This is a genomic window from Sphingorhabdus sp. (genome assembly GCF_044338195.1).
GTDB lineage: Bacteria > Pseudomonadota > Alphaproteobacteria > Sphingomonadales > Sphingomonadaceae > Sphingorhabdus_B.
The window spans coordinates 46,955-67,816 of the sequence record NZ_JBIIMC010000007.1; the positions used below are offsets into that span (position 1 = coordinate 46,955).

General features: G+C 57.1%; 22 protein-coding genes and 1 tRNA gene. 14 read left to right on the plus strand and 9 right to left on the minus strand.

Features of this window, described 5'->3' with window-relative positions:
* Positions 1–125 precede the first annotated feature (125 nt).
* From rpsF to ACIQZK_RS03525, 6 genes are all read left to right on the plus strand, one after another.
* The gene (rpsF, locus tag ACIQZK_RS03500; protein ID WP_395636811.1) at positions 126–566 is read left to right on the plus strand and encodes a 30S ribosomal protein S6; all 441 of its coding nucleotides are present in this window, start codon (positions 126–128) and stop codon (positions 564–566) included.
* Between the two features lie 3 nt (positions 567–569).
* The gene (rpsR, locus tag ACIQZK_RS03505; protein ID WP_143774744.1) at positions 570–794 is read left to right on the plus strand and encodes a 30S ribosomal protein S18; all 225 of its coding nucleotides are present in this window, start codon (positions 570–572) and stop codon (positions 792–794) included.
* 11 nt (positions 795–805) lie between these two features.
* Positions 806–1,483 carry a 50S ribosomal protein L9 gene (rplI, locus tag ACIQZK_RS03510; RefSeq protein WP_397574932.1) on the plus strand — a complete coding sequence of 226 codons (678 nt, stop codon included), beginning with the start codon at positions 806–808 and terminating at the stop codon, positions 1,481–1,483.
* Between the two features lie 180 nt (positions 1,484–1,663).
* Positions 1,664–2,170, plus strand: a complete 507-nt coding sequence (locus ACIQZK_RS03515) for a 2'-5' RNA ligase family protein (RefSeq protein ID WP_397574933.1) — start codon at positions 1,664–1,666, stop codon at positions 2,168–2,170.
* Between the two features lie 87 nt (positions 2,171–2,257).
* Positions 2,258–2,334, plus strand: a tRNA-Met gene (locus ACIQZK_RS03520).
* An 88-nt stretch (positions 2,335–2,422) separates the two neighbouring features.
* A complete protein-coding gene (locus tag ACIQZK_RS03525; protein ID WP_397574934.1) occupies positions 2,423–3,139 on the plus strand; it encodes a Crp/Fnr family transcriptional regulator in 717 nt (238 codons plus the stop codon).
* Here ACIQZK_RS03525 and ACIQZK_RS03530 read toward each other — a convergent pair.
* Complete coding sequence (locus ACIQZK_RS03530; RefSeq protein WP_395635448.1) at positions 3,100–3,285, minus strand: zinc-finger domain-containing protein; 186 nt, start codon at positions 3,283–3,285, stop codon at positions 3,100–3,102. The two genes, ACIQZK_RS03525 and ACIQZK_RS03530, sit on opposite strands and share 40 nt — an antisense overlap.
* A 223-nt stretch (positions 3,286–3,508) precedes the next feature.
* On the opposite strand from ACIQZK_RS03530, the gene ACIQZK_RS03535 reads away from it, so the two are divergent.
* Genes ACIQZK_RS03535 through ACIQZK_RS03545 form a run of 3 tightly spaced genes read left to right on the plus strand, consistent with a single transcriptional unit; the run spans position 3,509 to position 7,194 of the window.
* Positions 3,509–4,426 carry an ABC transporter ATP-binding protein gene (locus ACIQZK_RS03535; protein WP_397574935.1) on the plus strand — a complete coding sequence of 306 codons (918 nt, stop codon included), beginning with the start codon at positions 3,509–3,511 and terminating at the stop codon, positions 4,424–4,426.
* On the plus strand, positions 4,427–6,001 hold the full coding sequence (gene nadB, locus ACIQZK_RS03540; RefSeq protein ID WP_397574936.1) for an L-aspartate oxidase: 1,575 nt from the start codon (positions 4,427–4,429) through the stop codon (positions 5,999–6,001). It begins immediately after the preceding gene.
* The gene (locus tag ACIQZK_RS03545) at positions 5,998–7,194 is read left to right on the plus strand and encodes a dipeptidase (RefSeq protein ID WP_397574937.1); all 1,197 of its coding nucleotides are present in this window, start codon (positions 5,998–6,000) and stop codon (positions 7,192–7,194) included. Before nadB ends, ACIQZK_RS03545 begins: the two co-directional genes overlap by 4 nt.
* 26 nt (positions 7,195–7,220) lie before the next feature.
* On the opposite strand, the gene ACIQZK_RS03550 is transcribed toward ACIQZK_RS03545, so the two are convergent.
* The 4 genes from ACIQZK_RS03550 to hflK all read right to left on the minus strand — a co-directional run bounded on the left by ACIQZK_RS03550 (position 7,221) and on the right by hflK (position 12,037).
* Positions 7,221–8,423, minus strand: a complete 1,203-nt coding sequence (locus tag ACIQZK_RS03550; protein ID WP_397574938.1) for a M20 family metallopeptidase — start codon at positions 8,421–8,423, stop codon at positions 7,221–7,223.
* Positions 8,424–8,462: 39 nt separating this feature from the next.
* Complete coding sequence (locus ACIQZK_RS03555; protein WP_397574956.1) at positions 8,463–9,956, minus strand: trypsin-like peptidase domain-containing protein; 1,494 nt, start codon at positions 9,954–9,956, stop codon at positions 8,463–8,465.
* Between the two features lie 117 nt (positions 9,957–10,073).
* Positions 10,074–10,916 carry a protease modulator HflC gene (gene hflC / locus ACIQZK_RS03560; RefSeq protein ID WP_395635470.1) on the minus strand — a complete coding sequence of 281 codons (843 nt, stop codon included), beginning with the start codon at positions 10,914–10,916 and terminating at the stop codon, positions 10,074–10,076.
* A complete protein-coding gene (gene hflK, locus ACIQZK_RS03565; RefSeq protein ID WP_397574939.1) occupies positions 10,916–12,037 on the minus strand; it encodes an FtsH protease activity modulator HflK in 1,122 nt (373 codons plus the stop codon). Before hflK ends, hflC begins: the two co-directional genes overlap by 1 nt.
* Positions 12,038–12,108: 71 nt before the next feature.
* On the opposite strand from hflK, the gene ACIQZK_RS03570 reads away from it, so the two are divergent.
* The 5 genes from ACIQZK_RS03570 (at position 12,109) to ACIQZK_RS03590 (ending at position 17,427) form a co-directional block, all read left to right on the plus strand.
* A complete protein-coding gene (locus ACIQZK_RS03570) occupies positions 12,109–13,083 on the plus strand; it encodes an Mrp/NBP35 family ATP-binding protein (RefSeq protein WP_397574940.1) in 975 nt (324 codons plus the stop codon).
* A complete protein-coding gene (locus ACIQZK_RS03575; protein WP_397574941.1) occupies positions 13,080–15,356 on the plus strand; it encodes a molybdopterin cofactor-binding domain-containing protein in 2,277 nt (758 codons plus the stop codon). Before ACIQZK_RS03570 ends, ACIQZK_RS03575 begins: the two co-directional genes overlap by 4 nt.
* Positions 15,356–16,354, plus strand: a complete 999-nt coding sequence (hemH, locus tag ACIQZK_RS03580; RefSeq protein ID WP_397574957.1) for a ferrochelatase — start codon at positions 15,356–15,358, stop codon at positions 16,352–16,354. The genes ACIQZK_RS03575 and hemH overlap by 1 nt, the downstream gene beginning before the upstream one ends.
* A 109-nt stretch (positions 16,355–16,463) precedes the next feature.
* The gene (gene phbB / locus ACIQZK_RS03585; protein ID WP_333569295.1) at positions 16,464–17,186 is read left to right on the plus strand and encodes an acetoacetyl-CoA reductase; all 723 of its coding nucleotides are present in this window, start codon (positions 16,464–16,466) and stop codon (positions 17,184–17,186) included.
* Between the two features lie 13 nt (positions 17,187–17,199).
* Positions 17,200–17,427, plus strand: coding sequence for a ribbon-helix-helix domain-containing protein (locus tag ACIQZK_RS03590; protein WP_324479543.1), 228 nt, complete (start codon positions 17,200–17,202; stop codon positions 17,425–17,427).
* Positions 17,428–17,458: 31 nt separating this feature from the next.
* On the opposite strand, the gene ACIQZK_RS03595 is transcribed toward ACIQZK_RS03590, so the two are convergent.
* From ACIQZK_RS03595 to ACIQZK_RS03610, 4 genes are all read right to left on the minus strand, one after another.
* Positions 17,459–18,091, minus strand: a complete 633-nt coding sequence (locus ACIQZK_RS03595) for a LuxR C-terminal-related transcriptional regulator (protein WP_397574942.1) — start codon at positions 18,089–18,091, stop codon at positions 17,459–17,461.
* A gap of 77 nt (positions 18,092–18,168) precedes the next feature.
* Positions 18,169–19,449: a UDP-N-acetylglucosamine 1-carboxyvinyltransferase gene (murA, locus tag ACIQZK_RS03600; protein ID WP_395635438.1), complete on the minus strand. Its 1,281-nt coding sequence runs from the start codon at positions 19,447–19,449 to the stop codon at positions 18,169–18,171.
* 50 nt (positions 19,450–19,499) lie between these two features.
* Positions 19,500–20,120: a 2-hydroxychromene-2-carboxylate isomerase gene (locus ACIQZK_RS03605; protein WP_397574943.1), complete on the minus strand. Its 621-nt coding sequence runs from the start codon at positions 20,118–20,120 to the stop codon at positions 19,500–19,502.
* The gene (locus ACIQZK_RS03610; protein WP_397574944.1) at positions 20,102–20,827 is read right to left on the minus strand and encodes an SDR family NAD(P)-dependent oxidoreductase; all 726 of its coding nucleotides are present in this window, start codon (positions 20,825–20,827) and stop codon (positions 20,102–20,104) included. Before ACIQZK_RS03610 ends, ACIQZK_RS03605 begins: the two co-directional genes overlap by 19 nt.
* Positions 20,828–20,862: the final 35 nt, after the last annotated feature.

A 20,862-nucleotide genomic window follows, 5' to 3' on the forward strand; every position in this document is an offset into this window, starting at 1 on the left:
GCTTTTCCCGCAAATCCCACCTAAGCGCGCCACTTCGCTTGGGGTAACCTACGTGAAAACGAAGAAAGCCGGAGGGGCGTATGCATGGTGCTGCGTCAGCGATCGGTAGGAACAAGGAAACGCCCATGCCAAATTACGAGCATGTATTTTTGGCGCGTCAGGACCTTTCACAGGCCCAGGTTGATGCGCTGGCAGAAGTTGCCACCAAGATTGTGGAAGACAATAAAGGTAAGGTCGTAAAGACTGAAACCTGGGGTCTTCGCACACTGACTTACAAAATTCAGAAAAACCGCAAAGCGCATTTCGTAATGCTCGACATCGAAGCTAATGGCGACACCATCGCCGAGCTCGAGCGTCAGACACGTATGAACGAAGACATCATTCGTTACATGACTGTCCGCGTTGACGAGCATGAAAAAGGCCCATCGGTCATGATGCGCAAGAGCGACCGTCCAGAGCGCAGCGAGCGCGGTGGATTTGGTGGCGGCGACCGTGATCGCGGTGCCCCACGTCCAGATCGTGGCGACCGTCCCGATCGCGCACCCCGTGCAGAGCAGGAGGCTTAAATTATGGCACGTCCGTTTTTCCGTCGCCGCAAGTCCTGCCCATTCCAGGGTAAAGATGCGCCGAAAATTGATTATAAAGATGTACGCCTGCTTCAGGGTTACATTTCAGAGCGTGGCAAGATTGTCCCATCACGCATCACCGCCGTTTCGGCAAAGAAGCAGCGTGAGCTGGGCCAAGCTATCAAGCGCGCCCGTCACATCGGCCTTCTGCCGTACATCGTGAAGTAAGGAGCCGAAACATGGATATCATACTTCTCGAACGCGTTGAAAAGCTTGGTGCAATCGGTGACGTTGTCACTGTGAAGGACGGCTATGCCCGTAACTTCCTGTTGCCAAACAAAAAAGCGCTCCGTGCGAACGACGCAAACCGCAAGGTTTTCGAAGCCAACCGTGCGAAAATTGAAAGCGACAACGCAACCCGTCGTGAAGAAGCGCAAAAGGCTTCTGGCGGCGTTGAAGGCAAGCAGATCGTTCTGATCCGTGCGGCTTCGCAAACTGGCCAGCTTTATGGTTCGGTTTCGGTTAAGGATATCGTTGACGGTCTGACTGCCCAGGACGCCAAGGTTACCAAGTCGATGATCGTTCTCGAACGCCCCATCAAAACGCTCGGCGTATTTGACGTTAAGGTTGTTCTGCATCCCGAAGTTTCGGTTACTGTTCAGGTCAATGTGGCCCGTTCGGACGACGAAGCCGAGCTGCAGAAGGACGGCGTCAACGTTCTCGAACAGATGTTCGAAGCAGAACAGGCTGAGATCGCTGCTGAAGCCATTGAAGCACAGGTTGAAGCCGAAGTTGCTGCCGACGCTGCAGACGCAGCTGAAGCCGCTGCAAACGCAAAGCGCCGTGAAGAGCAAGCTGCTGCCAAGGCTGCTGCTGAAGCGGCCGGTGGTTTGTCAGCCGAGGCTGAAGAAGCGTAAGCTTTCACGACAAGAAAAACAAAAGGCCGCCCCGTCGCAAGACCGGGCGGTTTTTTTGTGCCATATCTTGCCCGCGCAACACAATTCGTCATCCTGAAACAAGTTCAGGATGACGCCGCTAATGTCGGTCCATTTAACTGTGTGGTAGCGGTGACGTGCCCGCACCGTTAAAGCCAGTCCATGACCGCACCCATCATCATCACCGCCGAAATGGGCAAAGCGGATCAGGCGTGGGCCAATGGCTTGCGGCGCGCGCATTATCCTGCCGACCGCAACATGGTCGATGCGCACATTACGCTGTTCCACCATTTGCCCCCAAGCCATATTGCTGAGGTCAAAGCCCGCTTGGCGGCTCTTGCGGCTGAATGCCCTGCTCCGAAAGCCCGTTTAAGCGAACTTATGAATCTGGGCGGCGGGGTTGCCTATCGCGTTGAAAGCCCCGAGCTCCTCTCGATTCGCGATGCGCTGGCAGAAGGGTTTCGCGGCTTGCTCATTCCGCAGGACCAAGCGCGTCCGCGGCTGCATATCACCGTCCAGAACAAGGTCGAGCCGACTGTTGCGAAAGCGCTCTATGATGCGTTTTCCAGCAATTTCCAGCCGCGGCCCTTGGCCATAAACGGCCTTGCAGCCTATTATTATCGCGACGGTCCGTGGGAGCAAATCGGCAGATGGGCATTTCGGGGCTGAATAACGTTTCGCAGCCCTTGACCCATGCACCCCCCACGCTTATAGCGCCGCGTGCTTCCCCGCAAACGCCGGGATTCACGCTTGGATGGCGAAGTAGCTCAGCTGGTTAGAGCGGTGGAATCATAATCCATAGGTCGGGGGTTCAAGTCCCTCCTTCGCTACCATCCTCCCACTTACACGATTGGCCAGACAATAGCCGTTACGGCTTCATGAGTTGTTGCCCGCCGCCCGTGCGAGGGCTAAGCTTGGGTTATGAAGGACTGCTCCCAATGCGTTGTGCGTAACCGTGCAATTTGCGCCGGCCTCGAACCCGATGAACTTGATGCGTTGGGGCAGCTTGGCCGAAAGCAGCGCGTGACGAAGGGACAGACGGTTGTTTGGGAAGGCGATGATTCGGTTGTCGTCGCCAATGTCATCGAAGGCGTCCTGAAAGTTTCCATGAGCATTTCGGATGGGCGCGAACAGATTGTCGGCCTTGTCTTCGCCTCTGATTTTATCGGCCGTCCCTTTGGTCAGCAAAGCCCCTATAGCGTCACTGCGCTCACCGATGCCGAATTATGTATATTTTCCCGTTCCACTTTTGACGGCTTCGCGCGGCAGCATCCGGAACTGGAGCATAAGCTGCTGCGTCGGACGTTGACTGAACTTGATCGCGCGCATGAATGGATGTTGCTGCTGGGGAAAAAGACCGCAACAGAGCGCATTGCGACCTTGCTGCTGGAAATGTCCGCGCGTCTTGGCGAGACTGGCTGTTCGGCGGACAAAAGCGCCTTGGATAGGTTCGAATTGCCGCTCGATCGTCAACAGATGGGTGATGTTCTTGGCTTAACGATTGAAACGGTCAGCCGGCAATTGTCGCTGTTAAAGGCCGACGGTGTGATCAACTTGCCAGACCGCCGGACGGTGGCCATTCAAGACCGTGCGCGGCTTCAGGATTTATCCGCAGGGCCGCCGACAAGCACAAAATGACGGTCGCAATAGCCGCAATCGACATAGCCTTTTTCATCAATCTGAAGCCAGACGCGGGGGTGCCCCAATGCGGCAGGGATATCGCCGCTGCCGTCGCAAGCAACGCGCGGTTCACGGACTCGGATCGTTTCAGGTTCGTTATTCATGCGCGGCGCGTAGCAAAACCGCTGCGGGGCTGCAACGGGTCAGAAATAATTGAGCGTGATCGACCAGTTTCCGGAATATACGCCGGGTGCTTGGTTCGCGGCAACGTCAAGCGTGTCACTGCACACATAGCCGCATCAACGCATTGCGTGCATTTCATGGTACGCCCGCAATCTGTCACTTCCCGTGATTGCTTAGCTGGGCGGCGTTCGCTATCGCATGCTTATGTCTGAACAAGCTATCTCGATCAAAAATCTCTCCAAAAAATATGCCAGCGGCAAACAGGCGCTGAGTGATGTCAGCTTCGACGTCGCGCAGGGATCTATTTTTGGGCTTCTGGGGCCGAATGGTGCGGGTAAATCCACGCTGATCAACATATTGGCCGGGATGGTGATGAAAAGCTCGGGCTCCGCATCAATCTGGGGTTTTGATATTGATGCCAACCCGCGCAATGCCAAGGCATCGATCGGTATTGTCCCGCAGGAAATCATGTTCGACCCCTTCTTCACACCGAAGGAAGCGCTGGAATTGCAGGCGGGCCTATATGGCGTGCCGAAGTCCAAGCGGCGGACGATGGAACTGCTCAAGGCTGTCCGGTTAGAGGACAAGGCGGACGCCTATGCCCGTACTTTGTCAGGTGGCATGAAAAGACGGTTGTTGGTGGCCAAAGCCATGGTCCATGCGCCGCCGGTTATCGTTCTTGATGAGCCCACGGCTGGTGTCGATATCGAGCTGCGTCAGCAATTGTGGGATTATGTGCTTGAACTGAACAAGCAGGGCGTGACCGTGGTGTTGACCACCCACTATCTCGAAGAAGCAGAACAATTGTGTGATCGTATCGCCATCATCAACCATGGGCAGCTGATCGCCAACAAGCCAACGCGCGAGCTGGTCGGCATGGCCCGGGAAAAGGCCGTTGTTCTGACGCTCGACCGGGATGTCACCGCTGCGCCTACCCACGACGCATTTGAAAAATCCGAATTGGTGAATGAGCGCACAATCGAGATTACCTATAACAAGGATCGCATGAATGCGGGCGAGGTGTTGACGACCATTCAGGGACTCGGCCTTGGGATATTGGACGTGACAACCAAGGAAGCCGACCTTGAAGACGTTTTCCTGCGTCTCACAAGCAGTGCATAAATGGACGTCGATGTTCTTATTATCGGATCGGGCGCGGCGGGATTAACCGCTGCGCTGCAGCTCGCAACAAGCCGAAAAGTCGCCGTCTTGGCAAAGGGCGCGATATCCGATGGGGCGACAGCCTGGGCGCAGGGGGGCATCGCTGCGGTGCTTGAGCCCGGCGACAATTTCGAAAGCCACATCGAAGATACCATGGTCGCAGGCGCCGGGCTGAATAACCGTGCCACCGTCGAATTTGTTGTCGAAAATGCACCGGTCGCCATCGAACGGCTGGCAAAGCTGGGCGTGCCGTTCAATCTTGAGGGCAATGACTGGCACCTGACGCGTGAGGGCGGCCACAGCCACCGCCGCATCGTCCATGTCGATGACGCCACCGGATGGGCGGTGCAGCAGGCATTGGAAGCCGCAGCGAGAGCGCATCCCAATATCGTGCTGGTGCCCGATATGGTCGCCGTTGATTTGATATCCGGCCGCCATCAAGAACGGTTTTCGACATCAGGACGCGTCCATGGCGTCTATGCGCTCAACCGCAAGACGGGGCAAGTGGAAGCGTTCACCGCGCGCGCCACCATCTTGGCCAGCGGCGGTGCTGGACGCACCTATCTTTACTCCACCGCACCACGCGGGGCGACGGGCGATGGCATTGCCATGGCGTGGCGCGCTGGCTGCCGCGTATCGAATATGGAATTCATGCAATTCCACCCGACTTGCCTGTACAATCTTGAGGTCAAAAACTTCCTGATTACCGAGGCGGTGCGCGGCGAGGGCGGCATACTGAAAAATCCGAAAACCCGGCATCGCTACATGCCCGATTATGACGAGCGTGCAGAGCTTGCGCCGCGCGATATCGTGGCGCGCGCCAATGATGCGGAGATTAAGCGCGACGGGCTGGAATATGTCCATTTGGATATCAGCCACAAACCGGCCGATTTTGTGAAGGCGCATTTCCCGAACATTTATGAAAAGCTGATGGGGCTTGGCATCGACATCACGCGCGAGCCTATTCCTGTGGTGCCGGCGCAGCATTATACCTGCGGTGGTGTTCTGGTTGATCTGGATGGCCGAACCGATGCGCCGGGGCTGTATGCGGCTGGCGAAGTGACGCAAAGCGGGCTGCATGGTGCCAACCGCCTTGCGTCGAATTCACTGCTCGAATGTTTCGTCTTTGGTGATGCTTGTGCGCGCCATATTGATGCCCATTGGGATAGCCTGCCACCGCCGCCGCCCATCCGCGCGTGGGATGAAAGCCGCGTGACGGACAGCGATGAAGAGGTTGTCATTGCGCAATGCTGGCGCGAAATCCGCCAGTTCATGTGGAACTTTGTAGGTATCGTGCGCACGACCAAGCGGTTGGAGCGCGCGCAGCATCGTATCGATTTGCTGCGCAGCGAAGTTGCCGATTATTACAGCCATTTCCGTGTGACGCCTGACCTGATTGAACTGCGCAACCTGGTTGAGGTCGCGGCGCTTATCATTCAGTCCGCTTTGTCACGGCATGAAAGCCGGGGCCTGCATTTCACGCTCGATTATCCCGAAACGCTAAAGGAGGCGGTTGATACCGTGTTGGTCCCATGAAAAAACTACTCCCGCTTTTTGCCTTGGCCGCGCTCTCGCCGGCCTATGCCGCGACCCCCGAAGAAACCGCGCGTGAGGTGTTGGCGAAATCCCCGATTATCGACGGACATAATGATACGCCGCACCAGATTGCGGAACTGTTCGATCGGGATTTCTCGAAATTCAATCTCTCCGCACTGCCTGCCGATGTTCTTGCCAAAACGCATACCGATATCCGCGCCGCGCGCGCCGGTTTCCTCGGCGGTCAATTTTGGTCGGTATATGTCGATGCCGCACTGCCGAAGCATGAGGCGGTAACGCGGACAATTCAGCAGATTGACGTCGTGCGGCAGATGATCGCGCGTTATCCAGAGAGCTTTGCTTATGCATCGACAGCCGCTGAGGTAGAACGCGCGATGAAGGCCGGCAAGATCGCGTCGATGATTGGGATGGAAGGCGGGCATTCCATCGGTGACTCGCTTGAGATCCTGCGGCAAACTTATGCGCTCGGCGCACGCTACATGACCATCACGCACAGCCTAACGACCGATTGGGCCGACAGCGCGACCGATGCGCCAAAGCATGATGGGCTGTCGCCATTCGGTTTTGAAGTGCTGGCGGAAATGAACCGGTTGGGGATGATTGCGGACATCAGCCACGTGTCAGAGGCAACGATGCATGACGTATTGGATAAAACCACCGCGCCCGTGCTGTTCACGCACAGCAATGCCCGCGCCATCACACCGCATCCACGTAACGTGCCGGACTCCGTGTTGAAGCGTTTGCCGCAAAATGGCGGCGTGGTCATGGTCACATTCGTCCCCGGCTTTACCTCGCCCGAGCGCCGCCAATGGGAGTTTGATCGGTCGGCGGTAGCGGGTCGTGCGAAAACGGAATTTTCCGGCAACCCCGTTGGCGAGAAAGCCGCGGTAGACGCATGGATTGCCGCAAACCCACAGCCCAAAGCAACATTGGCGCAGGTCGCTGACCATATCGACCACATCCGCAAAGTTGCCGGCATTGACCATATCGGCATTGGTGGCGACTTTGGCGGTGTCGATGAACTGCCAGTGGGCCTCGAAAACGTATCGACCTATCCCGCTCTGTTCGCGGAACTGGTCCGTCGTGGCTATTCCAAAAGCGATCTCGCCAAAATCGCCCAAGGCAACGCCCTACGCGTCATGCGCGGGGTCGAGAAGGCAGCGTGGAAATAGCTGTCGCGGCTTTGCGTTATAAAAAGTTAAGCAAAACCCTCGGACAAATATCGTTCGGCTATTGCGGCGTGGAGGGCGGCGCCGCGGGCCATGACGCTGTCGTCTAGGACCATGCGGTTGGAATGCAGACCGCAGCAGGACCGCCAGTCGTCGCCCTCATGTGACGCGCCCAAGAAGAACATGGCGCCGGGCACTTTTTCAAGGACATAGGCGAAGTCCTCCGCGCCCATGATCGGCGTGTCGAGCGTGATCCAGCTTTCGGCGCCAAATATATCCTCAACCACTTTTTTACCGAATTGCACCGCACGGTCGTCGCACACGGTGACAGGGAAGCCTTGTTCGATATGGACCTCCGCACTGCAACCATGGGCGGCGGCGATTCCGGGGGCGAGACGATGCAGTTCCTCCGCCACGCGCGCGCGTGATTGCGGCGACAGTGTCCGGATAGTGCCCAATAGATGCGCGGTCTCGGGAATGATGTTGTTGGTCGTGCCTGCTGTGATTTTGGCAATGGTAATGACCGCCGGGTTAAATACGGAAATCTTGCGCGTCACCATCGTTTGGATGGCGGATACGATTTCGCAGGCAACAGGTATGGGATCAACGGCGTCATGCGGCATCGACGCGTGGCCGCCCGCGCCCTTGATGGTAATATTCAGGACGTCAGAGGATGCCAATAATGGTCCGCTTCGGCCGCTAAACACGCCGCGCGGGGCGTTGGGCATGATGTGCAAGGCAAAGGCGGCGTCGGGTAATGGATCAATCAAGCCGTCGTCGAGCATGAAGCGCGCGCCATGATGGCCTTCTTCGCCGGGCTGGAACATGAATTGGACGGTGCCGGCCAGCTGATCGCGTTTGGCGCATAGCATCTTGGCCGCACCCACGAGCATCGCGACATGGGTATCATGCCCGCACGCATGCATCGCGCCTTCGGTCAGCGAGCTATATTCAAGGCCCGTATCCTCATGGAGCGGCAACGCGTCCATATCGCCCCGTAGAAGCACCGTACGGCCATTGGCCGGGCCCTTGAGTGTCGCGATGAGCCCGGTGGTCGATGGCCCTTCACGCAGCTCCAGCGGCAGGCCAGCAAGCGCGGCCTTGATTTTAGCCAATGTCTTGGGGTTTTGCAGGCCAAGCTCAGGCTCGGCATGAATTGCGCGGCGCAGCGCGATCAGGTCGGGAAGGATGTCTTCGGCGTCGTCGCGCCAGTCGGTGCTGATTAAGTCCATAGCTTAACTAGCACCACCCTGGCGCGCCCGACAACTGCCTTATTTTTCCAGACGTACCGTCACATATTGTGTTGGCGCGCCGCGGCGTTTGACGCCCAGCAAGATTGCGCCACGACCGGCTGCCTTGGCTTCCTTGACGACAGCGGCGAGACCGGCTGCTGTGCTTACCGGCTTGTAGTTTGCCGATACGATGACATCACCCCGACGCAGACCAACCTGTGCACCCGTGCCGGTGCCCGGAACGTCAATAACGACACCTTTTATATCAGTGGTCAGGCCAAGCGCGCGGGCGATTTCGGCATCAAGCGGAATAACGCTGATGCCCAAAGCATCACGCACAACCTTTGAATCTGCCGTGTCGCTTTGCTTGTCGAAATCCTTATTTTCTTCAGGATTGAAACTTTGAGGCAACTTCTCTTCTGGCGGACGTGCGCCGACGGTTGCGGTCAGCTTCATCGGTTTGCCTTCACGCAAGATATCCAGCGGAATGCGTGTGCCAGGTTTGATATTGGCAACGATGAAGGACAATGTGGTTTCGGGCGAAACATCGCGGTCATTGACACGTAGAACGATGTCGCCTTCTTTCAGGCCAGCCTTATCCGCAGCTTCGCCTGCAACAACGCGCGCGACAAACTCACCGCGGTTCTTGTCCAAACCAAGCGCATCGGCCGTATCTTCATCCACGGGCCGGATGGTGATACCCAAATAGCCGCGTTCCGGACGGACGCCCTTTTTCAGGGATTCGACAACAGGAATGGCTTCTTCGGCAGGAATGGCAAATCCGACGCCGATATTTGCACCAACTGGTGAAATCAGGCGGTTGTTGATGCCAACGACTTCGCCCTTGAGGTTGAACAAGGGGCCACCCGAGTTGCCGGGGTTGATGGCGGTGTCGGTTTGAATGAAGCGGTCATATGCGCCACCGGCGCCGATGTTGCGCTGAAGCGCGGAGATAATGCCTGCGGTCACGGTGTTGCCAAGGCCAAGCGGGTTACCGATTGCAATGACCCAGTCGCCCACACGGCTTTTCCTGGAATCGGCCATTTTGACGAACGGCAAATCGGTCGCACGGATTTTGAGCAACGCGATGTCGGACTGTGGATCACGGCCGACGATTTCGGCCGGATATTCCTTGCCATCAAACAAGGTGACGGTCACGCGGTCAACCGCGTCGCCCGATCGGCCACCCGCGACGACATGGTTGTTGGTCACGATATAGCCATCGCTGGAGATCAAAAAGCCGGAACCGCCGCTTGCTTGGTCCTGCGTTATCGGACGGCTTTCGCCGGTTAACGGGTTAAAGCTGGTGGCGACTTGTACCTTTTTTCGCGTGGCGATGTTGACCACCGCTGGCTGCAACTGTGCGGCCAAGTCCGCAAAGCTCGATGGAGCGCCGCCGGGCGCGAGATTAACTTGTTCCGAAACAGCAAGGCCGGTTTGCGCGGTCACGGGATTGTCGTTGACCAAAGCTACGGCGGCACCTGTCATTAAAAGCGCGGTGGTAACTGCATAAGCGTAACGCACGGATATCATTCCTCTCATATACTCATATGGGCAGCAGGCCCGGAAATCAGCCATTCGATGGCGAATTAAAGCTTAACGCCAATTGAATGGATGCCATCCAATTGGCCAAAGTCCTCCGTCGTTCGATTAACGTCCGGTACGGAATTTCTCAAGATACGCGTTCTGCGGTGACAAGATGATGTTGCTTGATCCCTCGCCATTCTGGAAAGTCTGACGATAGCTCTGCATGGCGCGGTAGAAGTCGTAGAAACCCGGATCCTTGCCATAGCTTATGGCGTAGATACGTGCAGCTTCGGCTTCGGCATCAGCACGGATAATCTGCGCTTCTTTCTGGCCCTCGGCATCAATGGCAATCGCTTCCTGATTCCGCGCGCTGCGCATCCGGTTATAGGCCGACTGCAGCGTTGCTGCGGGCAAATCGGCGCGCTTAATGCGGACATCAATAACTTCGGCGCCATATTTCTTGGCTTCGCGGTTCAACGCAGTCTGGATATTTTCCATAACTTCACCGCGCTCGGCACTCAGCAAGGCAACAAATGTGCGTTTGCCCAATTCGTTGCGAAGCGATGAGCCCAAGATTGTCTTCAACTGGTCACGCAGGCGATCTTCGGTACGGATGGTCCGATACATGACATCAGGTTGCGTGATGCGGAACCGCGCAAAGGCGTCGACTTGTAAGCGCAGCTGGTCCGTGGAAAGCACTTCCTGTTGATCCATTTCGACGCTCAACACGCGCTTGTCGACAATCTGGATTTGTTCAACAAAAGGGATACGGAAGGTGAGGCCCGCGCGCGTTTCGCCAAATTGTTCCTTCGCACGATATTTGTTCACAACGCGGTCAACCTTGCCGTAGCTGCTGATAATCGCTTGTTGCGTTTCAGGGACGATGGTGACCGACATGCTCAACAAAATGAGCGTACCGATCCCAATCAACGCCAGATAAATCGGGTTTCTGATGATATTCGTCATCATTGTTTTTTTCCTGTCACAACAACGGGTTCAGCCTTTTGTGCGGCCTTTTTCTGAAATTCAGGGAGCGGAAGGTACGGCGTTACACCGCCAGTTTCGACAATGGTCTTGTCGACCTTGCCAAGCACTTGCTCCATCGTTTCATAATATAACCGCCTTTTGGTGACTTCGGGCGCTTCCTTATACTGCACGTAAATCTTGTCGAATTCGGCAGTTTCACCCAAAGCCAACTCGGTCACGCGGCTGGCATAAGCACGCGCATCGTTCAGATAGCTCTCGCGGCGTTGTTGCGCCGCGTTTACTTCGCGGAACGCGTCATTCACTTCGGCTGGTGGGTCTGACTGACGGATCGAAATGCTCTGCACCAACACACCGGCGCGATATTCGTCCAATATCTGCTGCATGCGGCGTCGCACTTCCAATTCAATTGCGCCACGGCCCGGGCCAATGGCTTGGGTCAGATCATAATTGGCAACGGCCGCGCGCATGGCGCTTTCCGCAACTTCCTTGACCGTGCCTTCAGGGCTGTCGAGTTGGAACAGATATAATGACGGGCTCTTAATCGACCAGCGGACGTCATAGGCCATATCAATGATGCTCTGGTCTTTGGTCAGGACCAGATTTTCGCTGCTTGCCTTCGGCGAACCGATGGAGGTCGTTTGGATCTGCTTGGTATCAACCTTGGTGATACTCTCGATGGGCGAGGGCAGCGTGAAACGAATGCCCGGCTGCACCGTGCGGGCATATTTGCCAAGCTGGGTTACAACGCCTTCTTGTTCAGGGCCAATCCGGTGGATTGTCGACCAGGCCAGCCAGAGCACAAGAAAGCCACCGACGATAATCGGCCACCAGCTTTTGCCATCTGGCCGCTGTGGAATGCCACCAAAGCCACCGCCTTTACGGCGCAGCAATTCTTCCAATGATGGGCCACGGGGCCGCGATTGTTTTGCCGTACCTTCCGGTGCCGGGTCCCACGGATTAACCGGATCAGGCTTTGATCGGCCACCTTTTTGGTTTGCATTGCCGGATGCACCCGTGTCGGCGGAATCGTCTGAATCCCACGGACCTTTGCCTTCTATCGCCAAAATATGTGACCCCTGATCGTCAATTTTCTTGCTCATAAAGTCTATGTAGTAGCGGTTTTTCAGAAAAACAGTGTCAATCCCGCAATTCTGAATCTATTCGGCATGATATGCCAAATATTGATCATTTTTCTCATGCCATTTCCGCCGTTGCCGGCGCTCGTGCGAGCGGTTTGAAAATCGCCGATGGCGCGGTTTCGCTTGTGCTTGATGTGTCTGGATTGAACGCGGATGCCCGCGCGCAAATGGAAGCCGATGTTCGCAGCGCCGTTGAACAAGCAGGGGCGACGTCAGTCCGGATCATGTTGACGGCAGAGCGGATTACGCCGCGCCTGATCGCTGTGGCCAGCGGGAAAGGCGGCGTAGGTAAATCAACGCTGTCGACAAACCTTGCCATCGCCATGGCGCGGGCAGGCCGATCGGTTGGTCTGGTTGATGCCGATATCTACGGCCCATCGCAACCACGGTTGATGGGTGTTGAGGGCGTGAAGCCTGAAGCTGAAGGCAAGAATATGATACCTGTGATGGGTGCTGGCGGCGTTCCGTTTTTGTCGATGGGCCAGTTGGTCAACCCGGGCCAGGCCATTGCGTGGCGTGGCCCCATGGCGGGCAATGCCCTGTCGCAACTTGTCGACGCCAAATGGGGCGATGTGCGCGACATCGTGGTCGATATGCCGCCCGGCACCGGTGACATCCAGCTGTCGATGATCCAAAAGCATAAGCCCGTCGGCGCCGTGATCATCTCCACGCCGCAGGATTTGGCGTTGATTGACGCCACCCGCGCCATCAGCTTTTTTGACACCGCGAAAGTCCCGATCATTGGCCTCGTTGAAAATATGGCGGGCTATCTCTGTCCGCATTGCGGCGAAATGAGTGATCCTTTTGGTTCGGGCGGAGCAGAAGCCGCGGCAAAGGAATTGGGCATTCCGTTCTTGGGTCGCATTCCGTTGGATATCAAAATCCGCATGGCAAGCGATGCGGGCAATCCGCCTGCACTGGATGAAGGCCCCATTAGCGATGCCTATGCCGCGATTGCGCGGCAAGTGTCCGCATGGGTGGACGCGCCAAAGGCCGCGCCTGCATGACGGAAGACGCAGCGGCAAGCGAAGGCATTAGCCGCCGAAAGCTGCTCATTGGTGGCGGCGCTGGCGTCGGTTTGCTTGTGGCTTGGGGCCTGTGGCCGCGCCGCTATACGCCCAATTTACGGACGGTAGAGGGCGAGCATCTTTTCGGACCGTGGCTGAAAATAGCCGAAGACGGCAAAATCGTCGTCGGCATTCCACAAAGCGAGTCTGGCCAAGGCGTGTATACAGCATTGGCGCAGATCGTCGCCGGAGAGCTTGGCGCTGACTGGCGGTCGGTGGCAGTCCAGCCAGTGCCGCCAAGTCCGATATTCGCAAACACATTATTGGCGCGCGAGTGGGCCCCGGCATTCATGCCCGAAAACCTGTCGCTCAACGCAGATGGCGGTCCCGTGGCCAGCAGTATCAACGAACTTGCGCGACGCGACGTCTTTGTGGTGACCGGCGGATCATCCTCCATTCGGCAATTTGAACAGCCATGCCGTGAAGCTGGCGCAGCGGCGCGCGCGGTCTTGTGTCAGGCCGCGGCGGCGAGCTGGGACATTTCATGGGAGCAGTGCCAAACGGATCGCGGTTTTGTGGTCTTTGGAAAGAAACGCCTCGCATTTGCGGATCTTGTCATTGCAGCATCAGAGCTCGCGCCGCCATCGCCGGTTCCGCTGAATTCTTCGCCGCGCAACCGCCTTTCGGGCCGTGATGCGCCGCGGCTTGATCTGTCGGCTAAGGTGGATGGCAGCGCAAGCTTTGCGGGCGACATTCGTTTGCCCGACATGCTCTACGCGTCTGTCAGGGGCGGGCCAGCAGGCAACAGTAGGTTGAAATCCGCCAACACAAAAGCGGCGCTGAAAATGCGCGGCGTGGTGCACGTGGTGCGCACCAAAAGCTGGGTTGCTGCGGTGGCAAGCAACTGGTGGGCAGCCAACACCGCGTTGGATGCAATGAAGCCCGTCTTCGCAACCAAAGGTGCTTTGGCGGACAGCCAGAAAATCGGTCAGTCGCTTGGCGACGCGATTGCCAAAGGCCCCGGCTTCCGGGCATTCAAAACTGGCGACGTTGATGCTGCAATGGCGTCAGAGACGGCAACGCGTATTTTTAAGGCTGACTATTCGGTGGGTGCGGCGGTACACGCCCCTATTGAAACACGTTCAGCGACGGCGGATTATCGCAATGGTCGTCTGCAATTATGGATCGCATCGCAAGCGCCTCAAGCCGCGCGCGTTGCCGCAGCAAACGCCATCGGTATCGATGTAAATGATGTCGTCCTCTACCCCGTCATGGCGGGCGGAAGTTTCGACCGCAATTTTGACAATGTGATCGCCGCGCAAGTCGCGGTCATTGCCAAGGAAGTGGGGCGGCCGGTGCAACTGGTCTGGTCGCGCCCTGAAGACTTCCTGCGGGATCATGTCCGCACACCGGCGTTGGGCCGTTTATCCGCCGCGATAAATGCCGAAGGCGCAGTGACAGCCATGAGCGTGCGGGTAGCCGCCGCATCCAGCATGCGTGAGCTTGCGAACCGGATCGATGGGCAAAGCGTTGACGAAGCGCGCAAGTCGTCCGCAGGCGAATTTGACGCACTCGCATTGCGCGGTGCGGAGATACCATATGCCATTCCCAATCTGACGATTGACCATTTCCCTGTGCGCATGCCGATGCCAACCGGGCCGTGGCGTAGCCTTGCGCACAGCTACAACTGCTTCTTCGTCGAAGGCTTTATCGACGAGCTTGCCCAGAAAGCTGGCGTCGAGCCCTTGTCGTTTCGCATGCAAATGCTTGTCGGCCAAACGCGGCTTGCCCGATGCCTTACGGGCGTTGCCAATATGGCGGGATGGGATGGGGGCGGCTCTGGCAGCGGACGCGGCATTGCTTGCCACAGCATGCGCGGCAGCCACATTGCCCTCATCGTGACGGCGCGTACCAGCGAAACCGGCGTGCGTGTCGACCGTATTCACGCAATGGCGGATTGCGGGCGGCTGATTAATCCCGATCTGGCGCGCCAGCAGATTGAGGGCGGCATTATATTTGGATTGGCACAAGCATTGGGTTCAACAACCGAATATCAAAACGGCCTGCCAACCGCCCGGCGTCTGCGCGATGTGGACCTGCCGAAATTGGTCGATGTGCCAGAAATCACTGTTGAATTTGCGCGTAGCGATGCGCCGCCGGGCGGTGTCACTGAACTCGGGGTGCCGCCAGTTGCCCCCGCTATAGCAAACGCTTTATTCTCCGCAGCCGGCATACGTCTGCGTGAACTTCCTTTACTGTCCCGGGGACTATGATGACATTACCAACGAACCACCCACTCGTAGCGACGCCCAAAGTCGGCGTCTTGCTGGTGAATCTGGGCACGCCAGACGCACCGACCACGTCAGCGGTGAAGCGCTATTTGAAGCAGTTTTTGTCGGATCAACGCGTTGTCGAAATTCCGCCTTTGCTGTGGCAGCCGATTTTGCGCGGCATCATTTTGAACACCCGTCCGCAAAAATCCGCGAAGGCATATGCCAAGGTATGGACGGAAAAAGGATCGCCGCTCGCATTTTTCACAGCCGGTCAGGCGGAAGCTTTGCAGGCGCGTATGGAAGGGATTGCCGATGTGCGGTACGCCATGCGCTATGGCAATCCGTCCGTCGGCGACCAACTTGCCGCCATGAAAGCAGCGGGGTGCAACCGGATTTTAATTGCGCCATTATATCCGCAATATTCGGGGGCGACGACGGGTACCGTGCTTGATGAGGCTTATGCCACGCTCACCGCCATGCGATGGCATCCGGCGATCCGGACGCTGCCCGCTTATCATGATGATGCGCGCTATATTGGCGCGTTGAAGACATCGATTGAAGCGTCGCTTGCGAAGTTGGATTTCGTGCCCGACGCGCTTGTGATCAGTTTTCATGGGATGCCGGAGCGGACGCTCCATTTGGGGGATCCCTATCATTGCCACTGCCAAAAAACCGCGCGGCTTCTGTCGGAAGCCATGGGCCGCGCGCTTGTTGTGAGTTTCCAATCCCGTTTTGGGCGGGCAAAATGGCTTGAACCCGCTACGGACGACACGCTGATGAAGCTTGCGCGCGAAGGGACGAAGAAAGTCGCGATCTTTGCGCCGGGCTTTTCGGTCGATTGCCTCGAAACGCTCGAAGAGCTGGCCATGCAGGGGCATGAGCAGTTCGAAGAAGCGGGCGGCACGCATTATGCCTATCTACCGTGCCTGAACGACAGCGATGTCGGGATGGATATGCTTGAACAGATTATCGGGCAGGAACTCGCTGGCTGGATCTAATCGTTAGCACAGCGTGGCTGCGGCCTTTTTTATACTAACGTTCACGGCAACTTGCACTTGTGCCCTTGAGCATTAATCATGGCGGAAATGGCAATCAGGAGAGCGGTGTATGTCACGAATTGCGGTGGTTACAGGCGGGACCAGAGGTATTGGTGAAGCGATCTGTTTGAAGCTTCAAGAAAAAGGCCGGATGGTCATCGCCAACTATGGTGGCAATGACGCCGCCGCCAAGGCTTTTTCGGAGCGGACGGGCATTGCGGTGCGCAAGTGGGATGTGGGCGATCACCAAAGCTGCCTAGACGCCTGCGCGGCGATTGAGGCGGAGTTCGGCCCAATCGACATCATGGTCAACAATGCGGGCATCACCCGCGATGCGACGATGATGAAGATGACATTTGAACAATGGGATGAAGTGATCCGTGTCGACCTGACCGGATGTTTCAACATGGCCAAGGCAGTCTTTGCCGGCATGCGCGAACGCAAATGGGGCCGCATCGTGAACATTGGCTCAGTCAACGGCCAGGGCGGCCAAATAGGTCAGGTGAACTACGCGGCCGCGAAATCAGGCATCCATGGCTTTACCAAATCGCTTGCCGCCGAAGGTGCGCGCTATGGCGTGACCGCCAATGCAATCGCGCCGGGCTATATCGGCACCGAAATGCTGTCGACGATCCCGGAAAATGTGATGGAAAAGATCGTTGCGCAAATCCCGGTTGGCCGATTGGGTCAACCCGACGAAATCGCCCGCGGCGTCGAATTTTTGACGAGCGACAATGCAGGCTTCATCACCGGTTCGACTTTGTCGATCAACGGTGGTCAGCACATGTATTGATGGTCGTCGGCGGGTGAGCGACATTTATCATCCGCCCGTAAAGCGCAGCATGACGGTGGCGGGGCATCAAACCTCCATCAGTCTGGAACCGCTTTTCTGGGACGCGTTGAAACGGGCTGCCGAGCAAAAGGATTTGCCCGTCAATGCGTTGGTCGCGCAAATCGATGTTGAGCGTCTGGAATCCGGAACACCCTGTGGGTTGGCGAGTGCGATTCGACTGTGGGTGATGGCGAACGCATAAAGGGTTCCGTCACATCGACCTGCCCGGTCGGTCAAAGCCCCGCTTCGACCGCTATTCGGACGGCATCTGCCGCATTCGACGTCGACAGTTTCTTGAACATCAGCATGCGGTGCATCTGAACCGTTTTTTCGCTTAAGGACAATCGATAGGCAATCTGCTTTGTCCGGAAACCGCGGGCCATCTGCTGCAAAATCTCGCGCTGACGGGGCGACAGTCGGTCGACAATCTGTGCCGCTTGCTGTTGCCGCACCAGCCCAATGCTTTCCTCTTCAGGGAGCACTTCGATCTGGGACCCGACGAACAACTCAAGATTCCCATCATTGTCGAACAATGGCGCGATCATCACCGCGTTGCGAAAGGGGGTGCCGTCTTTCCGGTAATTGATAAGCTCTGCCAGTGCAGGATGCTGCCCATGTACTGCGGAACGCAGTTTTTCCGTCTGGCCATTTTCCGTGTCAGGACCGCGCAAGAAACGGCAGTTGCGACCGATAACATCATCTTCTGTATAGCCAGTCAGCGCACAAAAAGCCGCATTCACCGCAATCAGGGGATTGTCTGGCTTACTGGGGTCGCTGACGACGGTTGCGATGGGGCTAAAGCGGATGGAATCCAAAACTGGATGACGCGTGGCTTTGCTTTGCTTCGGATTCAAATTCGTTTTCACTTCCATGGAAGATGCCGCAAAAATATCAATGTGGCAACCGTTCCTTCAAAGCGACGTTCCGATTCGCATGGCGCTTTTTAGTCTGAACCCACCCGCTCAACATCCGCGCCGACAAGCTGAAGCTTTTCTTCTAGCCGCTCATAGCCCCTGTCGAGGTGGTACAGACGGCTCACATGCGTTTCGCCCTCTGCCACCAGGCCAGCGATCACGAGGCTCATAGAGGCTCTCAAATCGGTTGCCATGACAGGCGCGCCGGTCATTTTCTTCACGCCATGGACAATAGCCGTACGGCCCTTGGTTTCGATATGCGCGCCCATACGGTTGAGTTCGGGCACGTGCATATACCGGTTCTCAAAAATCGTTTCGGTCAGAACGCTTGCGCCGTCTGCCATGCACAGCATGGCCATGAACTGCGCCTGCATGTCGGTCGCAAAGCCGGGATATGGCGCGGTCGAGATTGTCAGCGGCTTTAATTTGCCATCGGACGCGACGCGGATCCCACCGGCCGTTTCTTCAACCGTGACGCCTGCTTGGCGCAGCGCATGCAGCGTTGCATCCATTTCGCTCGCCTTTGCGCCGACAAGCTCAATATCGCCGCCGGTAATGGCTGCAGCGCAGGCATAGCTGCCCGCTTCGATCCGGTCGCTCATCACGCGGTATGTGGCGCCATGCAGACGGTCTTTGCCGTGAATGATGAGGTCGGATGTGCCGATGCCTTCAATCTGCGCGCCCATCGCGACAAGCAAGTTGCACAAATCGACGATTTCTGGCTCGCGCGCTGCATTGTGCAGAACGCATGTGCCCTTTGCGAGGCTGGCCGCCATCAATGCGTTTTCGGTCGCGCCCACGGAAACCACGGGGAAGGTATATGTCCCGCCGGGGATACCTTTTTTGGCAACCGCCTTCACATATCCTGCGGCAACTTCAATTTCGACGCCAAATGCCTCGAGCGCTTTCAGGTGAAGGTCAATTGGCCGGTTGCCAATGGCGCATCCGCCGGGCAGCGACACGGTCGCTTCGCCCGCACGGGCAAGCATGGGGCCCAAGACCAGAATCGACGCGCGCATTTTGCGGACAAGGTCATAGGGCGCGATATTTGTGGTGATACGCGTCGCTTCGAGCGTCATCACGCGGCCGAAATCTTCGGGACGCGATCCGGCAACCGTCGTGGAAATACCGAACTGGTTCATCAAATGCTGAAAACCGTCAATGTCCGCCAAGCGCGGCAAATTGCGCAAGGTCAGCGGCTCGTCAGTCAGCAACGCGCAGGGTATCAGCGTCAATGCGCTGTTCTTTGCGCCTGAAATGGGGATCTTGCCCTTGAGCGTATTGCCGCCGCGTACGATTATCTTATCCATCGCAGGGTATTTAGCGGGAATTGATTGCGGCGCAACTTAGGAATTGGAAGTCAGGACCCGGCGAGCGCAATCTCAAGCTGACCAAGCCGTTCCTTGCCCCAATATATGTCATCACCCACAAAAAATGTCGGGACGCCAAATGCACCGCGTTTGGCGGCATCTTCGGTATTCGCGATCAATTCCGCTTTCACCGCCGGATCCTCGGCCTTTGCGAGTAATGCCGCACTGTCGAGGCCAGCTGCGTCTAGAACCGTCGCGACCACCTGTGCATCGCCCATGTCCGCGCCGTCTTCCCACATCGCCGCCATCACAGCGTCGACATAAGGCGCAAAGCAGCCGAGATGTTGCGCGGCAACCGCGCCGCGCATCAGCTGCAGCGAATTGATGGGAAAGCGCGGGTTCATTTTAAACGGCAGCGCATGTGCTTTGACGAAACGGTCGAATTCCAGCATCTCATAATTGCGTTTTGCGGGCGTCTCCGCATAGCGCATGAACGGCGCTTGGTTGTTCGTAAGCTTGAACAGTCCCCCCAGCGAGATGGGGATATAGATCGCTTCAGTGCCCGTACGCGCGCAGATATCCGGCAGCATCTTGTACGCGAGATAACTGTTGGGCCCGCCGAAATCGAAAAGAAATTGGAAGTTTTTGGTCATCAAAAATTCTCCGTCCATGGCCGTAAATCCATCTCGTGCGTCCACGCACTTCGGTGTTGCTTGTGTAATGCCACATATTGCAGCGCAATTGCATCAGGTGACAGCACGCCGTCCGCCGCCTTGGCTGCTTCGAAATCGGGGTGAATGCCCCTGATAAAGGCGGTGTCGATGCCGCCATCAATGATGACATGCGCCACGTGTATATTCTTTGGCCCAAGTTCGCGCGCCATCGACTGTGCCAGCATGCGCAGCGCACCCTTTGCACCGGAGAAGGCTGAAAAACCGCTGCCGCCACGTATGCTGGCAGTTGCGCCGGTGAAAATGATTGTTCCCGACTGGCGCTCAACCATCCGGCGCGCCGCCTCACGCCCCATGAGGAAACCCGCAAAGGCTGCCATTTCCCAAACCTTGCGATAAACCTGAGACGTCATATCCAGAATCGAGAAGTTCACATTGGCGCCGATGTTGAACACGGCGACCTCAATCGGGCCCACATCGCGTTCAATCGCGTCGACCATTGCCACGACTTCTTCCTCGATACGCGCGTCTGCGGGATAGGCGCGGGCAGCATAACCCTCGGCATGAATGGACTGTACCAGCGCTTCCAGCTGGTCCGCGTTGCGCGCACGCCGGTTGACACAGGCGGTGAAGCCTTCGCGGGCAAAAGCCTTGGCAATCGCTCCTCCAGTTGCGTCACCTGCACCAACGATCAATGCTGCTGCCATATTATTTCTCCTTACACGACTGGATGGCTTGCCAG

Excerpts from the sequence above, each read along its gene's own strand:
- nadB (WP_397574936.1), top strand. The coding sequence starts at position 4,427 with ATGGACGTCGATGTTCTTATTATCGGATCGGGCGCGGCGGGATTAACC.
- hflC (WP_395635470.1), bottom strand. The coding sequence starts at position 10,916 with ATGACGAATATCATCAGAAACCCGATTTATCTGGCGTTGATTGGGATC.
- rplI (WP_397574932.1), top strand. The coding sequence starts at position 806 with ATGGATATCATACTTCTCGAACGCGTTGAAAAGCTTGGTGCAATCGGT.
- ACIQZK_RS03515 (WP_397574933.1), top strand. The coding sequence starts at position 1,664 with ATGACCGCACCCATCATCATCACCGCCGAAATGGGCAAAGCGGATCAG.
- ACIQZK_RS03610 (WP_397574944.1), bottom strand. The coding sequence starts at position 20,827 with ATGGCAGCAGCATTGATCGTTGGTGCAGGTGACGCAACTGGAGGAGCG.
- ACIQZK_RS03605 (WP_397574943.1), bottom strand. The coding sequence starts at position 20,120 with ATGGACGGAGAATTTTTGATGACCAAAAACTTCCAATTTCTTTTCGAT.
- rpsR (WP_143774744.1), top strand. The coding sequence starts at position 570 with ATGGCACGTCCGTTTTTCCGTCGCCGCAAGTCCTGCCCATTCCAGGGT.
- ACIQZK_RS03535 (WP_397574935.1), top strand. The coding sequence starts at position 3,509 with ATGTCTGAACAAGCTATCTCGATCAAAAATCTCTCCAAAAAATATGCC.
- murA (WP_395635438.1), bottom strand. The coding sequence starts at position 19,449 with ATGGATAAGATAATCGTACGCGGCGGCAATACGCTCAAGGGCAAGATC.
- hflK (WP_397574939.1), bottom strand. The coding sequence starts at position 12,037 with ATGAGCAAGAAAATTGACGATCAGGGGTCACATATTTTGGCGATAGAA.
- ACIQZK_RS03575 (WP_397574941.1), top strand. The coding sequence starts at position 13,080 with ATGACGGAAGACGCAGCGGCAAGCGAAGGCATTAGCCGCCGAAAGCTG.
- ACIQZK_RS03570 (WP_397574940.1), top strand. The coding sequence starts at position 12,109 with ATGCCAAATATTGATCATTTTTCTCATGCCATTTCCGCCGTTGCCGGC.
- ACIQZK_RS03545 (WP_397574937.1), top strand. The coding sequence starts at position 5,998 with ATGAAAAAACTACTCCCGCTTTTTGCCTTGGCCGCGCTCTCGCCGGCC.
- ACIQZK_RS03555 (WP_397574956.1), bottom strand. The coding sequence starts at position 9,956 with ATGATATCCGTGCGTTACGCTTATGCAGTTACCACCGCGCTTTTAATG.
- ACIQZK_RS03525 (WP_397574934.1), top strand. The coding sequence starts at position 2,423 with ATGAAGGACTGCTCCCAATGCGTTGTGCGTAACCGTGCAATTTGCGCC.
- rpsF (WP_395636811.1), top strand. The coding sequence starts at position 126 with ATGCCAAATTACGAGCATGTATTTTTGGCGCGTCAGGACCTTTCACAG.
- ACIQZK_RS03530 (WP_395635448.1), bottom strand. The coding sequence starts at position 3,285 with ATGAATAACGAACCTGAAACGATCCGAGTCCGTGAACCGCGCGTTGCT.
- ACIQZK_RS03550 (WP_397574938.1), bottom strand. The coding sequence starts at position 8,423 with ATGGACTTAATCAGCACCGACTGGCGCGACGACGCCGAAGACATCCTT.
- hemH (WP_397574957.1), top strand. The coding sequence starts at position 15,356 with ATGACATTACCAACGAACCACCCACTCGTAGCGACGCCCAAAGTCGGC.
- phbB (WP_333569295.1), top strand. The coding sequence starts at position 16,464 with ATGTCACGAATTGCGGTGGTTACAGGCGGGACCAGAGGTATTGGTGAA.